The following is a 24,992-nucleotide window of genomic DNA, read 5'->3' as shown; positions in this document are numbered from 1 at the left end:
TGCCACACGCCTCCTCTCGCAGGCGCCCGCTGATCTGGCGGGGAGTGTGCCCCTGAGACAAATCAGCAATCACACGGTCGCGAAGGACCTCGTCACAATCCAACAGGCGCTTCTTCGGGCGACGCCTAGCCGCGCGGGCCGCCTTGCCGGCCTCCTCGGCCCAATACTGCCCATCAGGGCCCGTATGGCGGGCGATCTCACGGCACACCACCGAGGGGCTACGCCCAATCAAGTGAGCGATACGCGTCTGGGACAAGCCCACATTCACCCCCGCCATGATCGCCGCACGATCCCAGGCACCAAGCATCCGACGACACCCCATGATCAGCCTCCAAACAGCATCACCACTACACGAAAATTGCTTACACCCTATGACACCGCCCATACAAAATATAGCTAATGCAAACCATGATCCAGCAAGGGTGAAGTACTACCTCAGCACACGCTTGGTCCAAATCCAACATGACCCGGTTTTCAAACTCGGTCTCCGGGCCTTCCTTGGGACCTTGCCGTTTTCTGGTTGATCTGTAGGAGCACTAGGAGCACGAGGCCGTACTTTTTGACGCGGAACTGAACCTTTTGACGCAAGGCCACACTTTTTGACGCTTTCTGCCTCGACGTACCGAGCGAACCCCTGAGTCACCCCTCCGAGGCTCCGATCAGCCGCCGTCAGAGGCTCCTCCACGGCACCACACACCCGGCTTCAACACCCCAAAACCGCCACAGAACAGCGAAAACGCCACCCTGGATAGTTCCTGGCCGTGCCGGAAACCTTTGTATCCAGAGTGACGTTCTTTTGGAGCGGATGACGGGAATCGAACCCGCGTGATCTGCTTGGAAGGCAGAGGCTCTACCATTGAGCTACATCCGCGTACCCCCGGAGGGGACACCAACGATCCTAGCGGTAATTTTCCGCGTACGCGACATTTAGCATCACCTCCCGTATGATAGGGCAGCGGACATACGTATCCATCGGGGTGTAGCGCAGCTTGGTAGCGCATCTGCTTTGGGAGCAGAGGGTCGCAGGTTCAAATCCTGTCACCCCGACCATCAGCGACGACACTGTCGCACCCGCCAACGCGAGCAGGAGAGGTGTCATGCCGTCCTACCGGACCATCCTGACGGTCACGACCCTCGCACCCGGGCGTGCCCCCGAAGAAGTCGAACAGGCTGCGCGCACAGTGACACGGCTCGAATCCTGGGACATCGCCATTGTCGCGAGGCAGCCACGCATCACAGCACGATTCACAGCCGTCGACGACGCAGAAGCACGAACCATCCACGCCGCAATCACCGACGCAGTCCGTGAGGTCGCCGACGTGCCCCGCGCGCGGCTGGCCGCTGTCATGCGCGGCCGCTCCCACTACCTGACCCCCTGAGGACAGCAGACCACCAAGCCTGCCCAGGCCTCGTCCCGGACGAAACAAACACAACAGTGGTGTGCAATTGCGCACGCGTTAGGCCCGTGAGGAGCTCCATACGCCCATTTGCCGACAGCGAAGAGAGACATTAAGCAATGCGTGGCGTAAACTGGCCAGGTTGTTATGCGCCCGACATGGGCGTTCCCCTATTCGTAGACTACGGAGCGTACGCACGTGAAGAGCACCGTTGAAACCCTCGAGCCCACCAAGGTTCGCCTGACTGTTGAAGTTCCCTTCGAGGAACTGAAGTCCGAAATGGACAAGGCGTACAAGGAGATCGCCGGACAAGTCAACATCCCTGGCTTCCGTAAGGGCCACGTGCCTCCGCGCATCATCGATCAGCGTTTCGGTCGCGCCGCCGTCATCGAGCAGGTCGTTAACCAGGTCCTGCCCGGCCACTACTCTGACGCCGTCAACCAGAACGAGCTGCGCCCCATGGCCCAGCCAGAGGTCGACGTCACCGAGATCCCGAACGTGACCGGTCCCCAGGGCGGCCAGCTCGTCTTCACCGCCGAAGTCGCCGTCGTTCCTCCCTTTGAACTGCCTGAGATTGACGAATCCATCGTCGTCGAGGTCGCGCCCACCGAGGTCACCGAGGAAGACGTCCAGAAGGAGCTCGACGACCTGCGCGGTCGCTTCGCGACCCTGAAGACCATCAACCGCAAGGCCAAGACCGGCGACTTCGCGACCATCGACCTGGTCGCCACCATCAACGGCGAGCAGGTTGATTCCGCTTCCGACGTCTCCTACGAGATCGGGTCCGGCACCATGCTTGACGGCCAGGACACCGCGCTGCGCGGCACCAAGGCCGGCGACGAGGTCACCTTCACGTCCACGCTCAAGGGCGGCGACCACGAGGGCGAAGAAGCCGAGGTGACTATCACTGTGAAGGCCATGAAGGCGCGCGAGCTGCCCAAGGCTGACGACGACTTCGCCCAGATGGTATCTGAGTTCGACACCATCGATGAGCTGACTGAGGACTTGAAGAAGCAGGCCGGCGAATCCAAGGAATCCCAGCAGGCCCTCGCCGCGCGTGACGCCCTCATCGACGTCCTCCTCGACAAGGTTGAGATCGTCCTGCCCGAGTCCGCGGTCGATGACCAGGTTGAGCACCGCGTCGGCGAAGATGCTAAGCCCAAGGCCAAGAAGGAGGCTCGCGAAGCAGTCGAGAAGGAGATGCGCACCGAACTGCTCTCCGAGGCCCTGGCCAAGAAGTTCGACGTTCAGGTTTCCCAGCAGGAACTCATCGACTACGCGATCCAGATGTCGCAGAACTTCGGGGTCGACATCAACCAGCTGTTCTCCTCCTCGCAGCAGATGGCCAACGTTGTTGCCGACCTTGGTCGCTCCAAGGCTCTCATTGAGGCCCTCAAGGTCGTCACCGTCAAGGACACGAATGGCGCCGACGTTGACCTCACCAAGTTCTTCGGCGCTGATCCTGGCGCCGAAGCCGGCGCGGAGATCGTCACCGAGCCTGCCGACGAGCAGGAATGAGTGAAGGCGCGGTACTTTCCGTGCTGACGAGCATCCCACTGTGATCGCGAGGGGCGAGGCTTAAGCCTCGCCCCTCGCGGCATGTGCCCACAGCGAAACAGCGGCACGGCGCGCGCGCCGTGGGGCGCGCAGCGGGTACGGTTGACACCAATGGGGCCGTCTGGGCCCGTGAACAGACGAGGAGGTACGCGTGAGCGTGCAGAATACCGGTGCTGTCGGCGAAGGCTCGCAGCTGGGACTGGGGGACTCGGTCTACCAGCGCCTGCTCAAGGAACGCATCATTTGGCTGGGTGGCGAGGTCCGCGACGAAAACGCGAACGCGATCTGCGCGCAGCTGCTGCTGCTCGCGGCTGAGGACCCGGACCGCGACATCTACCTGTACATTAATTCCCCCGGTGGCTCGGTGACGGCCGGTATGGCGATCTACGACACGATGCAGTACATCAAGCCGGATGTTGTCACGGTGGGTATGGGCCTGGCCGCGTCGATGGGACAGTTCTTGCTGACGTCGGGTGCGCCCGGCAAGCGTTACATCACGCCTCACACCAGGGTTTTGCTGCATCAACCCCTCGGTGGTGCGGGTGGCTCCGCGACGGAGATTCGCATTAACGCGGACCTGATCTTGGGCATGAAGAAGGAACTCGCGGCCATCACCGCGTCTCGCACGGGCAAGACCGTCGAGCAGGTGGAGGCCGACGGCGATCGCGACCACTGGTTCACGGCGCAGGAGGCCCTCGAGTACGGCTTCGTCGACCGCGTGATCGACAGCCCGCAGGAGATCGGAACGCGAGGAGAGAACTGATGAGCACCCAGCCCTACTTTGAGGCGGTCGCCCGCCAGATGCCCCAGGCCCGCTACGTGCTGCCCGACTTCGAGGAGCGCACAGCATACGGTTTCCGCCGCCAGAATCCCTACACGAAGCTGTTCGAGGACCGCATCGTGTTCCTGGGCGTGCAGGTGGATGATGCCAGCGCGGATGACGTCATGGCGCAGCTGCTGGTCCTGGAGTCCCAGGATCCCGATTCGCTGATCACCATGTACATCAACTCGCCCGGCGGCTCCTTCACGGCGCTGACCGCGATCTACGACACGATGCAGTACATCAAGCCGCAGATTCAGACGGTCTGCCTGGGTCAGGCCGCCTCGGCCGCAGCCGTGCTGCTGGCTGCTGGCTCGCCCGGCAAGCGCCTGGCGCTGCCCAACGCGCGCGTCCTCATTCACCAGCCGGCGATGGAGGGCATGCAGGGGCAGGCCTCGGACATTCAGATTGTCGCGGACGAGATCGACCGCATGCGCGCGTGGCTTGAAGACACTATTTCGAAGCATTCTGGCAAGCCGGTGGAGCAGGTGCGTCGCGACATTGAGCGTGACAAGATTCTTACCGCTCCTCAGGCCGCTGAATACGGTCTGATTGACCAGGTGTTGGAGTCTCGTAAGGCTCTGTGACCCGTTCATCATGGACGAGGCCGTGGCTGTCCCACGCGTGATTGTGTGGTGCGTGCCATGGCCTCGTTGCTGATAGAACAGACGATGGTGTCTGACGAAAGGGGAGTGTGGGCCGACTCGGACAGGTGGTTTCGCCCCGAAAGATTGGTTTGTTTATCGAATGTGGTGATGTGTGACCATTTCATAACGATGTGCGTGCCTGCGTGGAATTTTCCGCTCCGTGCATTAGTTTATTTTCTAGTAAGTGCGAAAGCGTCTCCGACCGAACGGAAAGCGCTCAACCAAGTGGAGGTCTCGTGGCTCGTCTGACTGATGGCGCGGAACTGCTCAAGTGCTCCTTCTGCGGCAAGAGCCAAAAGCAAGTGCGTAAGCTTATTGGTGGCTCCGGTGCGTATATCTGCGACGAGTGTATCGAGTTGTGTAACGAGATTATCGAGGAAGAACTCGGAGCTCAGCAGGCTTCGTCCTCGGCGATACCCCTGCCTAAGCCTCGTGAGATCAACGAATTCCTGAACACGTGGGTGATCGGCCAGGATCGAGCTAAGCGTGCTTTGTCCGTGGCCGTGTATAACCACTACAAGCGCGTGCGCTCGCGCGAGGCGGGCAACGCCGAGGACATGCAGGGCACCAAGTCCAACATTCTTCTCCTGGGTCCCACCGGTACGGGTAAGACGCACCTGGCGCGTTGCCTGGCCCGCCTCCTCGACGTGCCTTTCGCGATCGTGGACGCCACCGCGCTGACGGAGGCCGGGTATGTTGGCGAGGACGTGGAGAATATTCTCTTGCGCCTCATCCAAGAGGCCGACGGCGACATCAAGAAAGCCGAGAAGGGCATCATCTACGTCGACGAGATCGACAAGATCGGCCGAAAGGCTGAGAACGCTTCGATCACGCGCGACGTGTCCGGCGAGGGTGTCCAGCAGGCGCTCCTGAAGATCATCGAGGGCACGGTCGCCTCCGTGCCCCCCACGGGCGGGCGCAAGCACCCCCACCAGCAGTTCCTGGAGATTGACACTTCCGGCATCCTCTTCATCGCGGCCGGCGCGTTTGCGGGCATCGAGGACATTGTGAAGGCGCGCTTGGGACGTCGCTCCACAGGCTTTGGTTCCGAGCTGAAGAGTGCTTCGGAGATGGGTGACCTGTACGAGGCCGTGTCCGCCGAGGATCTGCACAAGTTCGGTATGATTCCCGAGTTCATCGGCCGCCTGCCCATCCTGACCTCCACGAAGGAGCTCACGGAGGAGGACCTGGTGCGAGTCCTTACTGAACCGTCGAACTCTCTGGTGCGCCAGTACCAGCACCTCTTCGAGCTGGACGGCATGGACCTGGAGTTCACCCACGAGGCGCTCCTGGCCATCGCCGCGCGCGCGAACGAACGCAAGACCGGTGCGCGTGGCCTGTCATCGATCATGGAGCAGACTCTGTCCGACCTCATGTTTGACCTTCCCAGCCGCGACGACGTCGCCCGCGTGGTCGTCACCCGCGACCTGGTGGAGGGCGTGGGCGAGGCCGAGCTGTACCCCGAACGTTCCTCGGAAGGCAAGCGCAGCGCCTGAGTCCTCTCGCTAGACTGGGGGCAGTCGATACGCAGTAGGAGGATTGTATGCAGGATCGTGACGAGGCCGTGGTGGCAGCTTCGGCCGACCGTGGAGTCAGCGGCATTCCCGCCGAGCTGGCGGAGGCGCGCGCAACGATCGACAACATCGACGCCGCCCTCGTGCACATTCTCGCCGAACGTTTCCGCTGTACTCAGCGCGTTGGCCACATCAAGGCGCGCCTGGACCTACCTCCCGCAGACCCAGCCCGCGAAGCTCGCCAAGTGGAGCGCTTGCGTGCCCTTGCCGCCGCCTCCGGCCTTGACCCCGATTTCGCGGAGAAGTTCCTGGGTTTCATGGTCCGTGAGGTCATCCGTCACCACGAGGACATCAAGGCCGAATACGACGAGGCTTCGCGTCCCTGAGTGTGGGTGGGCAAACCTCGCCCCGGCCTCGTTCATTGGCTCCCAGGGTTGGTTGTCTGACGAAACTCTGCGCGCGCTCCCCGATAGTTTTCAGGTAGCTTTCAGGATAGAGGGCTGTAATCTAGGCAGGTAGTGAGAACCATTGCCGATAAGCATTCCTCAAGGAGTTTTCGATGAAGAATTGCGCACAGACGCGCGCCCTTGCCGTCATTGCCATCACCCTGGCGGCGGCCCTCAGCGCCTGCGGATCGACCGGATCGTCTGGTTCGTCCACCTCGTCCACGTCCACGAAGAGCCCGAGCGCGGCGGCCACGAACGCCGCCAGCGGCGACCCGAACCTGGTGTTCGCCCAGTGCATGCGTGAGAAGGGCTTCGACGTGCCCGACACCGGCCTGACGCCCGAGAACCTCAAGGACACGTCCGACGCCTTCAACTCGGCCCTCAACGAGTGCATGGACAAGGTATCCGGCATGACAGGCGACGACAGTGTCATGAATGACCAGGCTGCGCGTGAGACGCTGGTGAAGGGGGCGGAGTGCTTGCGCGGCCTCGGCTATGACGTCAAGGACCCCGATGCTAGCGGTGGCATCAACCTGCAGGACATCCCCCAGGACGCGATCAACAAATGCTTCACTCAGACCGGAGCGGCCAAGTGAGGACAGCGGGTTCGCCGTGTGCCTTCGTCGCGGCAGCACTGGTTGCCCTCTGCGCTCTGTCCCTGTCCGCGTGCTCGGGAGCCACAGCCAATTCCGATGCGCCGCAGTCCTTCGACGGTGCCACCGCGACGATCACGCGCGGCGACCTGGTGGGGGAGACAACCGTGCAGGGAAACTTGCGTTACGCGGATTCCTACGTGCAAAAGAGCTCCTTTGAGGGCGTCGTCACCGCCCTGCCCACGCCCGGCACGACGCTGGGCCAGGGCGATCACGTCTACACGGTTGCCGGTGCCAACAGCTATCTGCTCCACGGGGCGATCCCCGCGTGGCGTGCATTCGGTGAAGGTATGAGTGATGGCCAGGATGTGACCCAGTTGGAGAACGCCCTGTCCGAACTCGGCTACTTCGAGGCGACCCCTAACGCTCACTTCGATTGGTACACGACCGCGGCGATCAAGCGTTGGCAGAAGGCCCTCAACCTGCCCCAGGATGGCACCCTGCCCCTCGGCTCTGTCCTCTTCGCCCCCGAGGACCTGCGCGTCGGTGCGTTGAAATCTCGTGTGGGTGATACAGCGACGACGGAAACGGAACTGTTTGCGGTCTCGTCTTCACGCCAGATCATCTCCGCTAACCTGAAGCTCTCCGACCAGGCTCTGGGTGTCGTCGGAAACTCAGTGACCATTCGCCTGCCCGGTTCTGCAACCTCCACGACCGGAACGATCACCTCGGTGGAGCCGCCGACGGACAAGCCCGGCGACGCGTCGTCTAGTAATAGGGAAGCGTCGAAGGAACGCATCGTGCCAGTCACGATCACCCCGGATGATCCGTCCGCCCTCGAAGGCTTGCAGGAGGCGTCTGTCTCCCTCGGATTTACTTCCGAGTCGCGCAAGGACGTCCTCTCCGTGCCCCTGGGTGCGCTCGTTGCGCTGACCTCAGAGCAGTTCGGCGTCGAGGTCGTTGACGAGGCCGGTGCTGTGACACGGGTTCCCGTCACCGTCGGCCTGTTTGCGGGCGACCGCGTCGAAGTGAGCGGCGACGATATTGCCGAAGGCCAGCGCGTGGTGGTACCCAACCGATGAGCCACATCCTGGAATTGACCGACGTGCACCGGTCCTTTGGCTCACCGCCCGTGCACGCCTGCAACGGAGTATCCCTGAGCGTCGATGAGGGCGAGTTCGTCGCCATCGTCGGACCTTCGGGTTCCGGGAAATCGACTCTGCTGAACCTGATCGGAACGCTGGATAGACCCACCTCCGGGAGCGTGTGCATCGGCGGAACCGACGTGTCTTCGCTGCGCGACACTGAACTGTCCGGCGTGCGCTCCTCCCTCATCGGTTTCGTTTTCCAGCAGTTCCACCTCACGGCCGGCGTGTCGGCCCTAGACAACGTGGCCGACGGTCTGCTCTACCGGGGCGTGCCCCGGGCCAAGCGCCGCGAGGCCGCGCGTGAGGCGCTGACCCGAGTGGGCCTCGGGCATCGCATCGACCACAAACCCCACCAGATGTCGGGCGGCGAACGCCAGAGGGTCGCCATCGCACGCGCCATTATCGGCCACCCGGCGCTGCTGCTCGCGGACGAACCGACCGGCAACCTGGATTCGCGCTCCGGCGCCTCCATCGTCGCCCTGCTGCGCGAGCTCAACGAGGCCGGTACCACGATCATCGTGATCACCCACGACAACGAGCTGGCGGCCTCGCTGCCGCGCCAGATCGCCATCCGTGACGGCGAAATCGTGTCCGATTCGGGACGCCCGGGAGGCGTGGGAGGTAGCAATGACGAGTAGCACCCGCGCTCGCGCGCACCGCTCGAGCCTGCGCGCCTCCGACGTGGCGCGCCTGGGCCTGACCGGCCTGCGCTCGCGCCCGATGCGCGCCGTCCTGTCGGCCCTGGGCATCGCTATCGGCATCGCCGCGATGGTCGGCGTCGTCGGAGTATCCGCCTCCTCCCAGGCTCAGCTCCAAGAGCAGCTGCGGGCCCTGGGCACCAACATGCTGACGGCTCGAAGCGGCGCCGACCTGGCCGGCACCGACCTGATCCTGCCCGAGGACTCCGTGGGGCGGACCCTCATGATCCCGGGCGTCACCTCGGCGGCCTCCACGTCCACCCTGTCGGGCGTGTCCGTCTACCGCTCGCGCCTGTCGGACCCGAACGCGACGGGCGGCATCATCACGATGGCCGCGGACACGAACCTGCTGGAGGTCGTCTCCGGGCAGATGAAGCACGGCGTGTGGCTCAACGACGCGACCGCCCGCTACCCGGGCGTCGTGCTGGGATCGAAGGCCGCGCAGCTGCTCGGCGTCGTCGAGCCGGGCACCCAGGTGTGGCTGGGAGGCCGATCCTTCACGGTCTTGGGCGTCATGGAGCACGCGCCCCTGGCCGAGGAGCTCGACAACACGGCGCTCATCGGCATCCCCGCCGCCGCATCACTCTTCGACGCGGGCAAGACGCCCACGACGATCTACGAGCGAAGCGCCGAGGACCAGGTGGAGAACGTGCGGGCCCTTCTCGGGCCGACCCTGGCGCCACAGGGCGCTACGGGCCTGAAGGTCTCGCGCCCCTCGGACGCGCTGGCCGCGCAAAACGCAGCCGATCAGACGTTCACGACGCTGCTCGCGGGCGTCGGCTCGATCGCCTTGCTGGTGGGCGGCATCGGCGTGGCCAACACGATGATCATCTCGGTGTTGGAGCGCCGCAAGGAGATTGGCCTGCGCCGGTCGCTGGGCGCGAAGCGAGGCCACATCAGCGTCCAGTTCCTGGCCGAGGCCCTCATCTTGTCCTTCCTGGGGGGCGTCGCCGGATGCCTGATCGGCGCGGGCGTCACGTGGGGCATGTGCATCGCCTACGGGTGGCCGCCGACCCTGCACTGGTGGGTGATCGCCGCGGGCCTGGGCGCGACTCTCCTCATCGGCGCCGTCGCCGGGCTCTACCCCGCGATCCGTGCGGCGCGCACGCCTCCGACGGCGGCCCTCGCCTCGCAGTAGCCGCCGGGCACGCACGAGGCCGTGGCCATCTCAGCAATCCCCGTACCGTTCGGGGGAGCGCGAGCCGGCCACGGCCTCGTTCATGTGAGCGTCGGTCGCGCGTGCGTCGGTTGTGCGTGCATCAGCTCTGCACGGGGCCGCCGTAGATCTCGTCGATGACGGGGGCGAAGCGGCGCGTGGCCTCGGCCCTCTTGACCTTCAGGGAGGGGGTGAGCAGGCCGTTGGCCTCCGTGAAGTCGGTGGTGAGGACCTTGATCTTTCGGATCGATTCGGCGCGCGAGACGTGTTCGTTCGCCGAAGCCACCGCCTTTTCCAGGGAGGCCAGGACCTCGACGTTCGTGGCCGCCTCTGCGACGCTCATCGGGGGCAGCGAGTGCGCGGCGAGCCAATCGGGCAGCATCTCCGCGTCCAGCGTGATGAGTGCGGCGACGAAGGGCCTCTGGTCGCCCACGACCAGGACCTGGGAGATGAGCGGGTGGGAGCGCATCGGGTTTTCGAGGGCGGCCGGGGCGACGTTCTTGCCGCCCGCCGTCACGATGATTTCCTTCGCGCGGCCCGTGATGGACACGTAGCCGTCGCGGTCCAGTGAGCCCAGGTCGCCCGTGCGGAACCAGCCGTCGTCGGTGAAGCAGGCGGCCGTGGCCTCGGGGTTGTTGTGGTAGCGCTGGAAGACGCTGGGACCCTTGAGGAGGATCTCGCCCTCGTCGCTGATCTTGAAGGACATGGGCGGCAGGGCCGGGCCCACGGTGCCGATCTTGGACAGGCGGGGCGTGTTCACGGAGACCGGGCCGACCGTCTCGGTCAGGCCGTAGCCCTCCAGGACGGGGATGCCGACGCCGCGGTAGAAGTGCGCGAGCCAGGTGGCCAGGGGTGCGCCGCCCGACACGATGTAGTCCGCGTTGCCGCCCACCAGGCGGATGATCTGCTGGTAGACGAGCTTGTCGGCGAGGGCATGCTGGGCCTTGAGGGAGACGGAGGGGCCTTCCTCGGTGTCGAGGGCCTGGGAGTAGGCGATCGCGACCTTGGCCGCCCAGCGGAAGATCTTGCGCTTGGGGCCGCGCGCCTTCGTGTCCGCCGAGTTGTAGATCTTTTCCAGGACGCGCGGGACGACGAGGAGGTAGCTGGGGCGGAAGGACGCCAGGTCGGGCAGCAGGTTCTTGATGTTGGGCGCGTGGCCGAGGACGCCGTTGCCGCTGATCTGGAAGACCTGCAGGAAGCGCGCGAACACGTGGGCGAGGGGCAGGAAGAGGAGCAGGCGCGAGTTCTTGCCCGCCGCGATTTCCGGCATCCACGCGTGGGCGTTCAGGCACAGGTTCGTGAAGTTCTCGTGGGACAGGACCGTGCCCTTGGGGGTGCCCGTCGTGCCCGACGTGTAGACGATGGTTGCGATGTCGTCCTTGGTGAGGGCCTCGGAGCGGGCGAGGACGCGCTCGCGCGGGGTGGCCGCGCCCTCCGCGATGAGCGTTTCGATGGCCTCCGAATCCAGGGAGAGGACGTGCGTGTTGTCGCGGTTTTCTCTTTCGGCGGCGGCGCGCACGATTTCCGCCATGGAGACGGTCTCGGTGATGATGAGGTTGACGTCCGCGTCGACGAGGACGTGGGCGACCTGGTCGATGGAGCTGGTCTCGTAGATGGGCACGGGGACGAGGCCGGCCGCCCAGCAGGCGAAGTCGAGGAGCGTCCACTCGTAGCGGGTGCGGCTCATGATCGCGACGCGGTCGCCGGGCTCCAGGCCGCGCGCGATGAGGCCGGCGGCGACCGCGTGCACCTCGTCGTAGAACTCGCGCGCCGTGATCGAGCGCCACGTGTCGCCGATGCCGATCTTGCGCAGGATCAGCGGGCGGGTGGCGCTGCGCTGCACGCGTTCCTTGAGCAGGTGGGGGATCGTCGTGTGCTCGTCGATGCGCACCATGACGGGGGCGTGCCACTCGAGGGCTTCGGTCGCGGGGGCGGCCTCCTGTGAGTCGGCGGTCGCGTCGGTTGTTTCGGTCGTGACGTCTGTGGTCGTGCGCGCCTGCGTCTGCGTCGTCTCGTCGTCGTTGGACGAGGCCGGGGTTTCCTTCGTGGTCATGCGTGCTCCCTGGAGGCTTGAGTGAGCGCCACCGGGCGAGGCCTGAGCGGCGCGATGCTGCTGGCCCTATCCTACGCGCCCGTAGGGTGGGGGAGTGGAACTCTCAAACTGCGGATGCTGTTTGTGCTACCTGACTTCGCCGTCAAGGACCTCAAGGAACTGATAGACAGATTCAGGTAGGGTAACTCGCCCTTGCCTCGCAGATTGCACGGCGAGTATCAGCACCTGATCCTCCATCACGGCGAAAACGATGCGAAGCCGCTGGCGAAAACCTATCACCCGTATTGACGGGTGAAGATCGGGACGCGCTTCACCGCGATGAGGGAACTCAGCGAGACGGGACAGAAAATCGCGTAGAGCAGCAAGGTAAGCATCGGTTGTCTGTTCTGAGCCGCTGAGGGTTAGGAGTTCGCCGCGAAAGTTGACGAGGTCGTGGTATGCAGTATCGCCAATAGCAAGGCATCGTGGGGGTGCCACTACTTCAGTCCCCATGCAGCAGTCAGCTCATCGAGAGTGTGCGCAGTCTCCGGGTGCTCAAGGTAGTGTTCGAGGGCGGGTAGAGCATTCTCACGGAGCCATGTCTCGTATTCCTCGCGCTCGCGGGCTTCCCGCCGTGCTTCGAGGGCAGCGATAGCTTCTTCGTAGAAAGCGGGGGAGACGAGGACCGCGCGGGTCTGTGCGCCGCGCGAGCGCAGCTCGACGGGTTCGACTTGGGCGGCGGCGATGTACTGTGCCTGGTTCTGGCGAAACTCGGAGAGTGTAGCGGTTGACATGTACTAATTGTACAAGTTGTTAGGAGCTCATGTGTTGTTTTGTGGTTGAATCTTCACGACTTGGGACGCCAGAACGATGTGATGTCCTGCTTTTCCGTGAGCTGGTGCTGAATGAAGGCGTCGAGGAGTTCGTAGTCGAAGGGCTTGTTCCAGGGCTGGCGGGCGAGCATTGTGCCGAAGTCCGTGCCGCACCTTGCCCGGTGTCTTTCGACGCTGGAGACAGGCAAGGGGCCGCCCGTAGTTCATCACGAACGGTCCCATGCCAGCTTGTGCATGAGTGCCTACGTTTGATGGCCCAAAGTACAGCAAAATGCGTGCAGCTTACGTAAATGCCCAAACATTAACTGGAAGAATAATGTGTAGCAGGGGCCAGAGTGACAGCTAGCGAAGCGCAAGTAATGCATGATCGGACTTCCGCTGCTGCATCATCATCTTGTAGTGTCCAATATGAGCACCGTCATCTATTGTCTCGAAGACCTCTTTGAAAGCGTTGAGAAGCTGTCTTGGGTTCCAGTTGACCGTGTCGTATAATTCCGAACCCATTGCGGAATGGGAGCTGGAATTACAGAATGCAATCAGAATGCTGACCTTCTTATTTTTTGACTTTCCAAGTGAGGTTAGAGACCCTTTTTCGCCAATGTCAAGGAAATAAGAATCGATAATGCGGCGCATTGTATTGCCAAGAAGTGGGAATTTCGGTGGCGCTACCTTACTCTTATCTGCTTTCTGTAGAAGTGCAGTGCAGCGTCTGACCTCTGCCCACAGATCGTTGTATTCATTTGTAATACGAGAAGCAGATTCAGGGCCGAAGATGGCTGACCCGTTCCGATTCTTTGTGATCGTATAGAACGCGGCTGGCGTGTTGGCGTCGTCATGCTTTTGAAAACTGAAGGCGACTTCCTTGAGGAACCTAGTGTTATGCGAAGTTATGATAACTTGTTTTACGCAGTGTTCTATATTCTCATTTGCGACATCGTCGAGAAGACTGCGGATGAGATTCGTGATTAGGAAAAATGTCTCCGCATCTGTGGATGCAATGGGATCGTCAATGACGAGCAATGTGGGTCGGGAATATTCGCTAACTGATGAATTGTTGGGTTCAAGATATTTTGTAATAAAATATAGGAAGGTAAGAAGGGTGCGCTCGCCTTCGGAAAGTGTTGAAGTGTCAATTGGAAAACTAAATCCATCGCCATTTTGACGGACGAGTATGTATTGGCCAGAAGCTGATTCTGAATTGGTTGCCTGTTCAGCTTCATCAGGTGTTATGAGGCAGAAGCTAGTAAATCCGATATATGTGAGAAGCTGGTTGATGAATGTCATTTTCTCACCAACCTGGCTGAGCTTTGACTTCTCCTCTTCTATCGCTGAGCGTGTGTGTTTCATCTTATGTTGAATGGAGGCAATATCTTCATTTGTAGGTTTTCTTAAACTAATCTTCCGTAATTTTTCTTTGTACTCATTCAGAGTGTTGTAAAATTCAACTTGTGTGAGATACTCGTACAGAGCGAATCTGGCATTTTGAATTAGGATCCTGCGCTCTCTCATTCCTGCGTTGACACTTTTATTGTAGTTATCGATCTGTGACTTGATGATATTGACTTGTTCATCAATTGTCTGAAAAGGATCGTATGTTACGTTGGTTGATGAGGCTAAGTTGGGTTCGATTGCCTTATGTTCCAATTTGCTTTGTATTTGTCTCATGTCTTTTAGTGCGCTATTGATTATTCTTAGTGGTGAGGCACAATCAATTGGTTTATACTCTGCATCCATCGTAAGTGTGTTTACTAGTGCGCTGCAATGATCGATATAATTTGTGGTCGCGAGGGAAGCTTGCTGAATTGCTTTGAGGTGCGCTTCGTGTTCCTCGTTGAACAGGTGCTTCAGTTCTGAGATTAGTTGCTTGCTCAAATTTTGCTGGCAGAATGGGCATGTTGATAGGTGATTCTCCTCAACCGCTGCTAATCCGCGACTGATCCATTCTTGTAAGTTATATTTGTCAATGAATTCTGACATTGCTGAATCGTTACTTATTGATATTGTGGAGCTTAATAATTGTTCAACATCGGCGGACGTATATTCTGTGTATGGTGGACTGATTGCAGGAATTTCTGTTGCGCCAGCTTCTGGAATTACTTTCAGAATTTCGATTATGTCCTCAATGCTACTGTATTGATTTTTATGTTGTGTCTTGTTGCGGCTTGCAAAATCCAGTAGCTTGGTAAGAAGTGTGGCGTTGTTTCCTGGAATTAGTGGCTCCTTTTTGGGGAAGAGTGAATTATATGCTTTTAGAGTTGTTGTAAGCTTTGCTCGACCTTTTCCAATGCTCTTTCGTGTGGTATCTAGCAAGCTGTCTTCTTCTGATTCGGCTTCTTTCGTCTTTCTGTTTAGCTCGTCGAGCGTTGTTTTCTCTTTGTTGAGTTGTGTGTTTAGTCTATCGATTTCATCTTTGATTGTCGAACTTTGCTTGCCTAGAGTAATGTGCCCCGGTGCTTGGCATGTGCGAAATGCTTCTTTGATGTAATCGCGGTTGAAGATGGCAACGTCTTCAATATCGGTTTCTTGGTCGTTAAGATTGATTGCTTGAATTGAGTTAGATAATGTGGTTTTGCCAGATCCATTTGGGCCAAATATGAAATTGATCTTCTTCAGGCCCGTTAGCTTGGTATCAGGTGCGAAGCACGGGGTTCCGCTGAGGTCTACTTCTTCAATCATGTGCCCTCCTTTGGGTAGTGTCTTGACAGTTGTAGCCTAATTGCGGCAAATTCTTTCCGCTCGCGTTATGCACTTGTCTGATAAGTACAAGATAAAGTGTGGTGGGTCCCAGTGGTGAAGCCTGTGTTGCGTCCGTGCAACTCAGGCATACACAAGGGGGCCGCCCGTGGTGTTCCACGGGCGGCCCCCCAAGGCCAGCTGAAGCGTCAGGCCTTCTTGCGCTTGGCCGGAGCCTCGCCCAGCTCGAAGGACTCGACGACAGCCCCGGTGGCCTCAGCGTCGTCGGAGGAAGCCACGGTCAAGGCGCCCACGGCCTTCGACGCGGCCTCCAGGTCGCCCTTCACCGACTCCAGGGCCTCCACCTGCGCCTGCGGTGCGCGCACCGTCACCGCCAGGAACGGAGTGCGCGGCGACACCTTCGCCTCAGACTTCACGCGACGCAGCGCAATCAGAGCAGAGGACGCGGCCTCCAGCACCGAAGGATCGCCCTCAACGCCGGCCAGGTCGGACGCGACCGGCCACGGAGCGGTGTGCACGCTGCCCTCGCGGTACCAGCTCCACACCTCCTCCGTCACGTAAGGCAGGTACGGGGCCAGCAGACGCACCACGTTATCAATAACAATCGCGAGAGCCGCACGGGCAGACGCGGCCGAGGCCTCGTCCCACGCGCCATCACGGTTGTAGGCGCGCTCCTTGACCAGCTCCAGGTAGTCGTCGCAGAACGTCCAGAAGAACGACTCCGTGACCTCGAGCGCGCGAGAGTGCTCGTAAGACGCCAGGGCAGCCGAGGCCTCGTCAATGACGGAAGCCAGCGCCGCCAGCACCGAACGATCCAGCGGCACCGTCACCAGCGCCGGATCCAGATCGATCGCCGCGCCCTCGCCGCCCATCGTGAGCGCAAATTTCGACGCGTTCAGCACCTTGATCGCCAGGCGGCGACCAATCTTCATCTGCTGCTCGTCGAACGCCGCATCCAAGCCCAGGCGAGCCGACGCCGCCCAGTAACGCACTGCATCCGACCCATACTTCTCCAAGATGCCCATGGGGGTCACGACGTTGCCCTTGGACTTCGACATCTTCTTGTGGTCCGAATCCAGGATCCAGCCCGACAGGCCCGCGTGCTTCCACGGCAGCGCACCGAACTCCAGGTCCGCGCGCACCACGGTGGAGAACAGCCACGTACGAATGATGTCCTGGCCCTGCGGGCGCAGATCCATCGGGTACGTGCGAGCGAACAGGTCCTCGTCATCCAGCCAGCCACACGCCAGCTGCGGGGACAGCGAGGACGTCGCCCACGTGTCCATGATGTCCAGCTCGCCCACGAAGCCGCCGGCCACGCCGCGCTGATCCTCCGTGAAGCCCTCCGGCACGTCCGTCGACGGGTCGACCGGCAGAGCTGCCTCAGAGGGGGTGATGATGTCGTCGTAGTTGACCTGGCCGTCCGCGTCCACGCGGTACCACAGCGGGAACGGCACGCCGAAGAAACGCTGACGCGACACCAGCCAGTCGCCCTTCAGGCCCTTCACCCAGTTCTCGTAGCGCACGCGCATGAAGTCGGGGTGGAACTCCAGCTCGCGGCCGCGGCCGATGAGTTCCTCGTTCAGGTCCGTGCCCGAGGCCGGGTTCGTCCACGCGCGGCCACCGTTACGGATGTACCACTGGCGCGAGGTGACGATCTCGAGGGGCTTGTCGCCCTTCTCGAAGAAGTTGGTCTGACGCATCGTCTTGGTCGGCTCGCCCTTCAGCTCGCCCGACTCGCGCAGGGCGGCCACCACGGCCTCGCGCGCGGAGAACGTCGTCTTACCGGTGATCTCCTCGAAAGCCGCGCGGCCCGCATCCGTCGTGATCCACTCGGGGGTCTCGGTGATGATGCGGCCATCCTTGCGCAGGATCGCGCGCAGCGGCAGCTCCAGGTCACGCCACCAGTCGATGTCGGTCGTGTCACCGAAGGTACAGCACATGGCGATGCCCGCGCCCTTGTCCATCTCGGCCTCGGGGTGGGGCAGGATCGGCACCTCAACGCCGTACACGGGGGAGGCGACCGTCGTGCCGAACAGCGGCTTGTAGCGCTTGTCGTCCGGGTGGGCGATCAGGGCCACGCAGGCGGCCAGCAGCTCGGGACGCGTCGTCTCGATGCACACGTCCACGCCGTCCTCAACGGGCGCACCGGCGGCGGCAGCCTTCGCCGCAGCCTCGGCGTCCGTGATGTGGAAGGCAAGGCGGTGGTAGAAGCCCGGGTACTCGCGGCTCTCCAGCTCAGCCTGGGCGACCGCCGTCTGGAAGGTGACATCCCACAGGCCCGGGGCCTCGGCCTGGTAGGCCTCGCCGCGCGCCAGGTTACGCAAGAAAGCGGCCTGGGCGACCTTGCGCGCACGCGCGCCGATCGTCTGGTAGTTCTGCTTCCAGTCCACGCTCAGACCCAGGTAGCGCCACAGCGCCTCGAACTGAGCCTCATCCTCGACCGTGAGGCGCTCGCACAGCTCCACGAAGTTCTTACGGGAAATCGGCTTCTGGTCGCGAGCCTTGATCGACTTGCCGTCGCCACCCACGTGCGGGGGCTCAAAATCGGGGTCGTAGGGCAGCGTCGCATCCACGCGCACGCCGAAGTAGTTCTGCACGCGGCGCTCGGTCGGCAGGCCGTTGTCGTCCCACCCCATCGGGTAGAACACGGACTTGCCCATCATGCGCTGGTAGCGGGCCACGACGTCGGTGTGCGTGTAGGAGAAAACATGGCCGATGTGCAGGGAGCCGGATACCGTCGGCGGGGGAGTGTCGATCGAGTACACCTGCTCGCGCGTCGCGGTGCGGTCAAAAGCGTAGGTGCCCTGGTCCTCCCAGGCCTCACCCCACTTCGCTTCGAGGCCTTCGGGGGCGGCGCGGTCGGGCACGCGAGGCGCCTGCGCACGGGTGTTCATGGCCATAATTGAGTTGTCTCCATCCGAGTCGTGGACTGTTTGCCTCACTAGCGTACTTTTGTGCAGGTGCGCCGGTCCAACGCAGCGCCGACGCGGCGGGTGCGGGTTGCTCACACGAGGCCGGGGCCGCCGTTGTGGGCGCATCGTTACTTTCGCACGTAATTCGACGGGCATTCGTGTCACTTCTTCATGGTTCATCAAGGGTAGTAACGGAATGACGTGCGACTTTTGGTGGAGAGAGCGAACGCGACGACCAACAAACGAGGCCGGGGCCAGGCCACCTCAGCAGTGAACCCAGCCCCGGCCTCGTCAATGAGAGACGGTATTACAGAACCATCGCGGCGATCCAGCCGCCGATGAGCAGCGGAATGTTGTAGTGAATGAACTCTGGGATGACCGTGTCCCGCATGTGGTCGTGCTGACCATCCACGCTCAGACCAGCTGTCGGACCCAGCGTCGAGTCCGACGCAGGTGAACCCGCGTCACCCAGGGCACCAGCCGTACCGATAATAGAGACGGTCGCGACAGGGGAGAAACCCAATGTCATGCACAGCGGAACGTAGATCGCGGAAATAATCGGCAGCGTTGAAAAAGACGAGCCGATACCCATCGTGATCACCAAACCGACCAGCAACATGATCATGGCGGCCAGAGCCTTCGAACCGTTGAACATCGCGGAAGTCTGCTGAACAAGCGGCTCGATCTGGCCCGACTCCTTCAACACCGCCGCATACCCCTGGGCAGTAATCATGATGAGGCCGATGAGGCTCATCATTCGCATACCACCCGAAAAGACGTCATCCGCCTGCTGCCACGGCACGACTCGCATAGCGAGCATGAGGCACAGGCCCACGAGTGCACCCACGAGAAGCGGGTCCGCTTCAGAGTCCATCTTGGTCATGACAGCTTGGATGACGAAACAGGCAACGAGGGCGATGACGGCAGCCCAAGCCTTCATCATGCTGACAGGTTTGTCGTCATTCGTGCTGAACTCAGTTTCGCGCTGCTCGTACTCGCGCGGCTTCCGGTAGGAGACGAAGAGCGCAATGAAGCAACCCACGGCCATTGAGGCGGCGGGGATGGCCATGGCAGCCATCGGGTTGACGACGCCCTCGACGGGCAGGCCAGCGTCCTCAATGTTCTTGTAGAGAATGTCGTGCAGGAAGATACGACCAAAGCCGATCGGCACGAACATGTAGGTGGTGACGATACCGAACGTGATCGCACAGGCCACCAGGCGTCGGTCCATCTTCAGCTCGTTCATGACGCCGATGAGCGGAGGCACCAGCAGCGGAATGAACGCGATGTGAATCGGGATCAGGTTCTGACTCATCACGCCCATGATGAGGACACCACCGAGGATGCCCCACTTCGCGGAGCGCGCCACACGCGCCGAATTAGACTGATCAGCGTTGCGCAGCTTTTTGATGATCCAATTCGCCAGCAGGCGAGGCAAACCCGAGTGAGCGACCGACATAGCGAACGCTCCCAGAAGCGCATAGGACAGGGCGATCTTGGCACCACCGGCAAGGCCTTCCTGGAAAGCAACCATCGTACCGGAAAGACCCATTCCGGCCACCAGGCCACCCACCAGTGAGGCGACGAAAAGAGAGATGACGACGTGCACGCGAGCGATGCTGAGGGCCAGCATGACGATCACGGAGAGTACGACTGCGTTGAAAAGCAACATGAGCGTTCCTGTGTTGAGGGTGCGCGAGTGCACCAAATGAGGGGGAAAGTAAGCCGCTTCGCGGCAGGTGGTGTCAGCCGAGATGAGAATCGGCGTGGATGGAGGCGTCGACGGCACCTACCAGTGCACTCGACAAACCACCTTCCTCGGCGGCCAGCAATCCTGCGATCGTGGTACCGCCGGGGCTCGTCACCCGGTCGATGAGTTGCGCGGGGATCGTTCCCGTCTCGCGCTCGGCAAGGAGCAGTGCGGCGGACCCCGCCATCGCCTGCGCAGCGATCTCGACGGCGCTGTCCTTGGACAGCCCGTACTTCAAGCCCGCGCGTGCGAAAGAATCGATGATCTGGAAATACCAAGCCGGTGAGCACGAGGCCAGGGCTTGGAAAACAGGGAAATAGTCCTCGTCAATGAGGATGGTTCGACCGACTGAGTTCATGAGGTCGCGCACGGCGTTGACCTGTTCGTCGGTCGTTCGACAGGAGGTGAGGGCAGTCATGGACTGTCTGACGGTGGCTGCCACGTTCGGCATGACGCGCACCAGAGGAATCCCCGCACCAAAGTCCTGCGTAATCTGGTCGAGAGTGCGCCCCGCAGCCAGGGACGCGACGCACACGTCGGGGCGTCCGACCACGACGGAGCCGATCTCCTTGATGACCGTACGCTGGTCCTTCGGCTTGACGGCCAGAACGATGACATCGACCTGGCGTGCCAAGGACACATTCGAGGACGCGGCTGCCGCCCCCAATTCGTCCGCCAGGTCGCAGGCCTTGGCAGGCGTACGGTTGGAGAAAACCAATGTCGCGGGATCGACACCGGACGCAACGGCGCCGCGAGCGATGGCCTGCGCCATGGCTCCCGTCCCGATAAACCCGATGCGCATGAGCTTCTCCCTGCGTGTGTTGGTCACTTGCCAGGCAGCCTACCCGTGTTTTGCCTTCTCTTGGTGCAGTGGTCGAACTGTGAGACGAGGCCGGGGTTGGATGGCCCTGTCGAACAACCTCGCTCCGGCCTCGTCGCGGAAAACAACGAAAAACGCTCTTTTGCGCGTGCGTGCGTCGCGGTTTGATCGCTACCACACCGGCACCCCCGGGACACCCGCGCCATGCCCTCCTGGACGAACAAGACAGCCTCGTGACTTTTATCCACAGGGGAATACGCCCAATCGCGGCTATCCACAGGGGAGCGTTTGCGGCGTGACATCCTCGATGCCTTGGGCCTAGCGTCGAAGGATGGACCTCTCACGATGGCTCGCGCGCCGCAAAATGGCTGCCCTGACCAAGGCCTTCTACGACAGTGCGATCAGAGACGACGACGAACCACCCGAACCGAGAGCCGTACGGCTACTGCCCGGAAGTGCCACCGTCGCCGCGCTCCTAGTCGTGCTCGTCGCACTCGCCCTCATCGGCGTGTGGCGGCACGCGCGGTCCACCGAACTGGCGCGCGCAAGCCAGCAAGCAACCGAACAATCAGCCGAACGACAGGCCGAGGAAACGCCGCACGAGGACAACAAGGACGAGCGCTTCAACCCCACAGCAACCGTTACCGCTCCCTCCGAGCAGGTCGTCGTGTACGTCTCGGGAGCAGTCGCCACACCCGGTGTCCTCACCCTGCCCGCATCCTCACGTGTCACAGACGCCATCACCGCAGCGGGCGGGGCACTCGACGGTGCCGACCTGACCACCATCAACCTCGCCCGCCCCCTCGTCGACGGCGAGCATATTCACGTCGCAGTCGCCGGTGAATCCCCGCCTCTCGCGCCGGGCAGCGAAGACAACACCCATGCCGCGTGCATCCACCTCGATACAGCCACCGCAACCGAACTGCAAACACTGCCCGGAATCGGACCCGCCCTGGCCTCGCGCATCATCGACTACCGAGCAACCCACCCGCACATTCCCTCCGTCGACTCCCTCGACGACATTCCCGGCATCGGCCCATCCCTCATCGAGAAAATACGACCAGGGGTATGCCCATGAGTAATGACATCGAGGGAGAAGAGACGGGTGGTGAGGAACTACTTCCCATCGCACAGTCGCCGCAACCAATAACCGTTCATCAGCCCTCCCCTGGAGCTGGCAAGCGAGCGCACCAAGTCACCGACCAGAGCATCCCACGCATGATCGACCTGCGCCTACTGCCCGCGGCTGTCGCGGCGTGGGCGGCCACGTGGTGGGCCACCGCTCACCCCGTAGCATGGCCAGCGATCGTCTTGTGTGCGCTCGCGGCCCTGTCGAGCGCCGCCTCCTACGCCTGGAACCGACGACATGCCCTGCCACCCCGCCACGCGCTCACCCCTCCCCGGTCAGTGCGGCTCGCCGCAACGCTCCTCCTCGCCTCCACCGCCTGCGCGCTTGCGGTCGCCTCCGCGGCCGGCCAATCCTCTCTCTTGGACCCCGTCCGCAGCGACGAAAATCCCGTGCACGTGCGGGTCCGTCTGCTCCGCGACCCGACACCAGCCTCGTCGGGGTTCTCAAGGCGGAGTCGAGCGCGAGTGCGCATCCTCGCCGTTGAGGTGGGCCAGCGATGGCTCACATCCAGCGCGACTGCCCTGGTCAGCGCCCCCTCCTGGCAGGACGCCGCGCGCGGCGACGTGTATCAGCTTGAGGGGAGCCTGGATACCTCCTTCGCTGCCCAGCCGCCCTCCGTGGGGGTGATTCGCGCGCGGAAAACTCAACTGCTTTGGCGCCCGGGTGGTCTTGATGCCTGGAGGCGAGAAACACACCGGGCCTTCGGCAGTGCATGCGGTAGCCTGCCGCGCGACGCGCGCGGACTCGTTCCCGGCATGTCGATTGGCGATGACCGCCTGGTTCCCTCCGATCTGGCAGACGCTATGAAAGCTACCTCGCTCACACACCTGACGGCCGTGTCCGGCTCCCACATCGTCATCATCCTGGCCACCCTCAACCTCCTCCTGCCCGCACGCAAGCCCCTGCGCGTCGGAGCAACGACCCTCGTCCTGGCCACCATCGTCATCCTCGTCGGCCCCGAAGCATCCGTGCTCCGATCCGTCTGCGTCGCCTCAGTCGCCTCCCTGGGCCTGGTGCTCGGGCGCGAGGGACAAGCCATCGCGGCGCTGTGCTCGGTCGTCACCGCGACACTCCTCATCGACCCCTGGGCCTCCCGGTCCTACGGATTCGCGCTGTCCGCGCTCGCGGCCCTGGCCGTCGTGGGACCCGCCGCCGCTCTCGCACGAGGGGCCAAGCAGCGCGTCAGGGGCGACACACGGATCGGGAAAGTCCTGCGCCGCCTGGCCGAACTGGTGTGCGTGCCCGCCCTGGCCGAGCTGTTCACCGCCCCCCTCATCGTCTCCCTGTCCGGCACCGTCCCCGTGTGGGGGATTGCCGCCAACGTCGCCGCCGAGCCCGCGGTGCCCGTGGCCACGCTCGCGGGCCTGTCGGGCGCCCTCCTCGCTCCGATCAGCCCTCCCACGTCGAGCGCCTGCGCGCGCGTCGCCTCCTGGGCGACCGGCTGGATCGCCGACTGTGCACGTTTCTTCGCCGCTTTGCCCGGTTCGAGAACGCAGGTGCCTGGGGGAGTGGGAACTGTGCTGAGCCTGTACGTGTGCGTTGGTGTCGGCTGGGCTTCGTGGCGCGCGTGGCAGCATTGGGTGCGTCCACTCGTGGACGAGGCCGGGGAACTTTGAGCGACCGGTGACACGCGCCCGGGTTTCCACGGAGACCTCGGCGTGTGATCGCTCATCGCATGTCAACACGTACCTGCGTGAGTTGTGCCCATGCAGTGTGCAACGTGGGTGACACCTGCCACGGCTTGTGTCCGCCCAGGGCAAAGGCGGACGCAGATGAGCGCCCGCGGTGGCAGACTTAGGGAGTTACTATCGCGTCGAAAGGCAGGCAGACGTGGCAGCACGCGGATCGCGCCCGGCGGCACCAGCCCAGATCACGCTGGCGCCCATCGTGTTGATTAAGGGGCCCGAGGGGCTCCTCGTCGACCGTGCCCTCGACCGGCTGCGCGCCCTGGCCTACCAGGCCGACCCGAACCTGGAACGCACGGACATCAACGCCGCCACCTACCAGGCGGGGCAGATTGACGTCATCGCCTCGCCCTCCCTGTTCGGCGAATCCCGCATGGTCATCATCCGGGACCTGGAGACCATGAGCGACGCGCTCGCCGCCGACCTCATCGCCTACGCGGCCGCCCCCGCGCCCGACGTATGGCTGTTCCTCGCGCACCCGGGCGGCAACGCCCGCGGAAAGAAGGTCACCGACGCGATCGCCAAGGCCAAGTGGCCGGTGATCCCCGCCGATCCGCTCAAAAACGACCGCGACAAGCTGGCCCTCATCGCCTCCGACGTGCGGGCCGCCCGCCGACAGATGGACACCGAGGCGCAGCAGGCCCTCGTCGACGCGCTCGGCAACGACCCCCGTGCCATGGCGGGCGCCCTGTCCCAGCTGCTCTCCGACGTGAGCGGGCGCATCACACTCGAGGACGTGCGCCGCTACCAGGCGGGACGCGTCGAGGCCACCGGCTACGACGTGGCTGACGCCGCTGTCGCCGGCAACTCCGCGAAAGCCCTGACCCTCGCCCGGCACGCCTTCGCGACCGGCATCGCCCCGCAGGTGCTCGTCGCCGCCCTGGCGATGAAGTTCCGCGCCATGGCGAAGGTATCCATCGGCGGGGCCGCCTCCGCGCTCAAGATGGCGCCCTGGCAGGTCGACCGGGCCCGGCGCGAGCTGCGCGGATGGTCCGACGCCTCCCTAGCTGGCGCATTCGGCGCCATCGCTACGGCAGACGCCGAAACGAAGGGTGCCTCGCGGGACCCGCAGCGCGCCATCGAAAAAGCCATTATCACCATCTGCAGGCTGCACGGGCGCTGAAAGCCGCCCCGGCCTCGTCTATCGGACGCCCGTTG

At 62.7% G+C, this 24,992-nt stretch carries 22 protein-coding genes and 2 tRNA genes; 14 read left to right on the top strand and 10 right to left on the bottom strand.

The features are described 5' to 3' along the window. A partial coding sequence (locus RYL44_RS01535; protein WP_314974865.1) for a helix-turn-helix domain-containing protein occupies nt 1–322 on the bottom strand: 322 nt, incomplete at its 3' end. 475 nt (nt 323–797) lie between these two features. Next, nucleotides 798–871: transfer RNA gene (locus tag RYL44_RS01530), tRNA-Gly, on the bottom strand. A 102-nt stretch (nt 872–973) separates the two neighbouring features. On the opposite strand from RYL44_RS01530, the gene RYL44_RS01525 reads away from it, so the two are divergent. The 11 genes from RYL44_RS01525 to RYL44_RS01475 all read left to right on the top strand — a co-directional run bounded on the left by RYL44_RS01525 (nt 974) and on the right by RYL44_RS01475 (nt 9,958). Continuing rightward, nucleotides 974–1,050, top strand: a tRNA-Pro gene (locus RYL44_RS01525). 47 nt (nt 1,051–1,097) lie between these two features. After that, nucleotides 1,098–1,379 (top strand): FMN-dependent dehydrogenase, encoded by a 282-nt coding sequence (locus tag RYL44_RS01520; RefSeq protein ID WP_073983068.1) that lies wholly within the window; start codon nt 1,098–1,100, stop codon nt 1,377–1,379. 216 nt (nt 1,380–1,595) lie between these two features. After that, the gene (tig, locus tag RYL44_RS01515; RefSeq protein ID WP_314974864.1) at nt 1,596–2,915 is read left to right on the top strand and encodes a trigger factor; all 1,320 of its coding nucleotides are present in this window, start codon (nt 1,596–1,598) and stop codon (nt 2,913–2,915) included. 190 nt (nt 2,916–3,105) lie between these two features. Further along, nucleotides 3,106–3,717, top strand: a complete 612-nt coding sequence (locus tag RYL44_RS01510; protein WP_073983070.1) for an ATP-dependent Clp protease proteolytic subunit — start codon at nt 3,106–3,108, stop codon at nt 3,715–3,717. Next, nucleotides 3,717–4,361, top strand: a complete 645-nt coding sequence (locus RYL44_RS01505; protein ID WP_003794993.1) for an ATP-dependent Clp protease proteolytic subunit — start codon at nt 3,717–3,719, stop codon at nt 4,359–4,361. Before RYL44_RS01510 ends, RYL44_RS01505 begins: the two co-directional genes overlap by 1 nt. Nucleotides 4,362–4,657: 296 nt before the next feature. Further along, nucleotides 4,658–5,917, top strand: a complete 1,260-nt coding sequence (gene clpX / locus RYL44_RS01500) for an ATP-dependent Clp protease ATP-binding subunit ClpX (protein ID WP_314974863.1) — start codon at nt 4,658–4,660, stop codon at nt 5,915–5,917. 47 nt (nt 5,918–5,964) lie between these two features. Next, nucleotides 5,965–6,321, top strand: a complete 357-nt coding sequence (locus tag RYL44_RS01495; protein ID WP_314974862.1) for a chorismate mutase — start codon at nt 5,965–5,967, stop codon at nt 6,319–6,321. A 173-nt stretch (nt 6,322–6,494) separates the two neighbouring features. Beyond that, nucleotides 6,495–6,977, top strand: coding sequence for a hypothetical protein (locus tag RYL44_RS01490; protein ID WP_314974861.1), 483 nt, complete (start codon nt 6,495–6,497; stop codon nt 6,975–6,977). After that, on the top strand, nt 6,947–8,056 hold the full coding sequence (locus RYL44_RS01485) for a peptidoglycan-binding protein (RefSeq protein ID WP_390883766.1): 1,110 nt from the start codon (nt 6,947–6,949) through the stop codon (nt 8,054–8,056). Before RYL44_RS01490 ends, RYL44_RS01485 begins: the two co-directional genes overlap by 31 nt. Then, nucleotides 8,053–8,760 carry an ABC transporter ATP-binding protein gene (locus tag RYL44_RS01480; RefSeq protein ID WP_021611644.1) on the top strand — a complete coding sequence of 236 codons (708 nt, stop codon included), beginning with the start codon at nt 8,053–8,055 and terminating at the stop codon, nt 8,758–8,760. Before RYL44_RS01485 ends, RYL44_RS01480 begins: the two co-directional genes overlap by 4 nt. Beyond that, a complete protein-coding gene (locus RYL44_RS01475; protein ID WP_314803658.1) occupies nt 8,750–9,958 on the top strand; it encodes an ABC transporter permease in 1,209 nt (402 codons plus the stop codon). The genes RYL44_RS01480 and RYL44_RS01475 overlap by 11 nt, the downstream gene beginning before the upstream one ends. 121 nt (nt 9,959–10,079) lie before the next feature. Here RYL44_RS01475 and RYL44_RS01470 read toward each other — a convergent pair whose 3' ends face one another. From RYL44_RS01470 to proC, 8 genes are all read right to left on the bottom strand, one after another. Then, on the bottom strand, nt 10,080–12,029 hold the full coding sequence (locus RYL44_RS01470) for an AMP-dependent synthetase/ligase (protein ID WP_314974860.1): 1,950 nt from the start codon (nt 12,027–12,029) through the stop codon (nt 10,080–10,082). Between the two features lie 126 nt (nt 12,030–12,155). After that, on the bottom strand, nt 12,156–12,521 hold the full coding sequence (locus RYL44_RS10180; protein ID WP_390883765.1) for a type II toxin-antitoxin system RelE/ParE family toxin: 366 nt from the start codon (nt 12,519–12,521) through the stop codon (nt 12,156–12,158). Then, nucleotides 12,506–12,802, bottom strand: coding sequence for a hypothetical protein (locus RYL44_RS01465; RefSeq protein WP_016461218.1), 297 nt, complete (start codon nt 12,800–12,802; stop codon nt 12,506–12,508). Before RYL44_RS01465 ends, RYL44_RS10180 begins: the two co-directional genes overlap by 16 nt. Nucleotides 12,803–12,855: 53 nt before the next feature. Then, on the bottom strand, nt 12,856–13,029 hold the full coding sequence (locus tag RYL44_RS01460) for a hypothetical protein (RefSeq protein WP_314974859.1): 174 nt from the start codon (nt 13,027–13,029) through the stop codon (nt 12,856–12,858). A 154-nt stretch (nt 13,030–13,183) separates the two neighbouring features. Then, on the bottom strand, nt 13,184–15,517 hold the full coding sequence (locus RYL44_RS01455; protein WP_314974858.1) for an AAA family ATPase: 2,334 nt from the start codon (nt 15,515–15,517) through the stop codon (nt 13,184–13,186). A gap of 206 nt (nt 15,518–15,723) precedes the next feature. Further along, nucleotides 15,724–18,438, bottom strand: coding sequence for a valine--tRNA ligase (gene valS / locus RYL44_RS01450; protein WP_314974857.1), 2,715 nt, complete (start codon nt 18,436–18,438; stop codon nt 15,724–15,726). Between the two features lie 319 nt (nt 18,439–18,757). Continuing rightward, a complete protein-coding gene (locus tag RYL44_RS01445; protein ID WP_276740777.1) occupies nt 18,758–20,122 on the bottom strand; it encodes a Na+/H+ antiporter family protein in 1,365 nt (454 codons plus the stop codon). 73 nt (nt 20,123–20,195) lie between these two features. Beyond that, a complete protein-coding gene (gene proC / locus RYL44_RS01440; RefSeq protein ID WP_314974871.1) occupies nt 20,196–21,002 on the bottom strand; it encodes a pyrroline-5-carboxylate reductase in 807 nt (268 codons plus the stop codon). A 349-nt stretch (nt 21,003–21,351) separates the two neighbouring features. Here proC and RYL44_RS01435 point away from each other — a divergent pair, with 349 nt between their 5' ends. The 3 genes from RYL44_RS01435 (at nt 21,352) to holA (ending at nt 24,957) form a co-directional block, all read left to right on the top strand. After that, a complete protein-coding gene (locus RYL44_RS01435) occupies nt 21,352–22,098 on the top strand; it encodes a ComEA family DNA-binding protein (protein WP_314974856.1) in 747 nt (248 codons plus the stop codon). After that, on the top strand, nt 22,095–23,765 hold the full coding sequence (locus RYL44_RS01430) for a ComEC/Rec2 family competence protein (RefSeq protein WP_314974855.1): 1,671 nt from the start codon (nt 22,095–22,097) through the stop codon (nt 23,763–23,765). Before RYL44_RS01435 ends, RYL44_RS01430 begins: the two co-directional genes overlap by 4 nt. 214 nt (nt 23,766–23,979) lie before the next feature. Then, the gene (holA, locus tag RYL44_RS01425) at nt 23,980–24,957 is read left to right on the top strand and encodes a DNA polymerase III subunit delta (protein WP_314974854.1); all 978 of its coding nucleotides are present in this window, start codon (nt 23,980–23,982) and stop codon (nt 24,955–24,957) included. Nucleotides 24,958–24,992 lie beyond the last annotated feature (35 nt).

Source organism: Actinomyces bouchesdurhonensis, from assembly GCF_963540955.1.
GTDB classification, from domain to species: Bacteria; Actinomycetota; Actinomycetes; order Actinomycetales; family Actinomycetaceae; genus Pauljensenia; species Pauljensenia bouchesdurhonensis.
This window is presented reverse-complemented; position numbering and strand designations above follow the sequence as displayed.